Raw genomic sequence first — 1,818 nt, 5'->3', positions numbered from 1 at the left:
TCCTCTACCGCCACGGTAGACAAGCCGCCACCCCAACCACACCCAGATCAGCGAAACCCCAGCTCAACCGTCCCTGGAAAGGATCCGCACCCTTCTCGTATAGCTACGGCATGGTGGCGTGTAGCAGGGTCTAGGGAACCGGTTCACTCGCCGGCCGCGCGCGGAGCTCCGACCCGTTCCCCTGGGGAACACCGAAGAGACCCTTGGCCCGCAGTTCCTCGATGTTGGCCCACCGCTGCCCCGGGAGCTCCGCACTCAAGTCGGCCTCCCTCGCGCGGATGTCAGCAGGGACAGGACCAGTGCCCAACGGGCGGCGCTCGCTCATCCAGTGATCATGCACCCACCGGCCGCACGTTGAACCCCAACCCCGTTCCCACGGGGAACACCCTGACTGTTCCCACGGGGAACACCTTCCCGCGACCGGTCGCAACGTCCTTCCGCGTGCGGGAGAAGACCCCATGCGCCGTACCAAGGACGTGCCGTATCAGGCCGAGCCGATCCCACCTCAGGCAACATTTCGGCCGCGGTGGTGGGCTTCGCCAGGGTTGCCGGTGGGCTGGGTGATGCTGTCGTCCGCAGTCACCAGGAGATCGTCCACCGATCCGCGCACCACTACCGCGCCTAGGCATTCGTCGCACTGATGCTGGCCGTCGTCCATTTCGTTCAACGTTTCGGCTGGTCCGGTCCGGCCGCAGCCACCTGCGCACGGTACTTCCATGACGTCCGCCATGGGTTCAACGGTCCGTCTACGAGGTCACCTCTGGCAGGGAGCGTTCAGGGCGCTCAGTGGCATCGGCCGGGCACGACGCCACCTGCCCCTCATTGACCCCACGATCTAGCAGCCCCAAGTAGTTACTCAGCGCTACACACCACCTGGCGGTAGCTATACGAGAACAGGGCCTTGTCGCGCCGGCGCCTGGCATAGATGGCGCCTTCGGTCCGGTCTCAAGCAATCGAGTCGTCGTCTCAGCGAAGCCAGTCGCTCGGGCTCCCACCTCGTTCCTGTGTGGCCGGGCCGATACGGCGGCCTCTGTTGCGGTTCCCGAACGGACGGGCGCCATGGACGGCCATGAATTCCGCGATGAGGGCTGCCTCGAAGGTGGCGGGATCCAGGCCCGGGGCCTCCCGCCAGGCCACCAGGAGGGCGTCCGCGTCCACGAGCTGCCACACGTAGCGGCCGCCCCAGTGTCCGACGGCCTGGCCCCCGCCGAACCGGCGGAACTCGTCCAACCGCTTGCGCAAGCCCCGCCGCCCGTTGCCGCCCGCCGAAGCCTTGCCGACGTAGACCACCTCGGCGCCGTCCACCCAGGCATCCTGCAACGTCGCCACGTCCACTGACGGGTCTCGGCCCTTGAAGTGCCCAGCGGGACTGACGGCACGGAATCCGGGCATCCCGCTTTCGACACGCACCACCACGTACACGCCATCTGTCGGCGGTACCTCGTTCTCCGGCAACGTCGCGAAGCGAACGAATCCTTTGAACCCGCGTTCCGCGAGCGCGCTGCGCGTGAGCTGAGTTTCGGCATCCATGCCGCGCATCGTGCACCGCGGCTCCGACATCGGTGAGTGCGGCCGACGAAATCAGTCGGCGGCCAAGCCCTGACGGGTGATGTCTGCGGCGTAGGACAGAACGCCGATCGGCTGCTTCGATGAGACGGCGACTGGGTTGGATGAGACCGGACACCTTCGGTCAGGCCGATTTTTCCGGAAGGGCGCGGGTTATCTGGCCAGAATGACCAATCACGGTGCCCCCAGGCGGGGGGCCGGGGGGGGTGGTGAACCGCGCCCCGCCCGCTGGGTGGGGAGGGCGGGGGGTTG

The 1,818-nt window shown here is 67.3% G+C and carries 3 protein-coding genes; all 3 read right to left on the bottom strand.

Annotated elements, in window-relative coordinates; all coding sequences use genetic code 11:
- Positions 1-130: 130 nt before the first annotated feature.
- Positions 131-259, bottom strand: a complete 129-nt coding sequence (locus ACFU5K_RS31810) for a hypothetical protein (RefSeq protein ID WP_384068199.1) — start codon at positions 257-259, stop codon at positions 131-133.
- A 246-nt stretch (positions 260-505) separates the two neighbouring features.
- The gene (locus ACFU5K_RS31805; RefSeq protein WP_384068196.1) at positions 506-730 is read right to left on the bottom strand and encodes a hypothetical protein; all 225 of its coding nucleotides are present in this window, start codon (positions 728-730) and stop codon (positions 506-508) included.
- Positions 731-966: 236 nt separating this feature from the next.
- Positions 967-1,530, bottom strand: coding sequence for a hypothetical protein (locus ACFU5K_RS31800; RefSeq protein WP_384068193.1), 564 nt, complete (start codon positions 1,528-1,530; stop codon positions 967-969).
- Positions 1,531-1,818 lie beyond the last annotated feature (288 nt).

The organism is Streptomyces sp. NPDC057428 (genome assembly GCF_042803195.1).
Taxonomy (GTDB): domain Bacteria; phylum Actinomycetota; class Actinomycetes; order Streptomycetales; family Streptomycetaceae; genus Streptomyces.
This window is presented reverse-complemented; position numbering and strand designations above follow the sequence as displayed.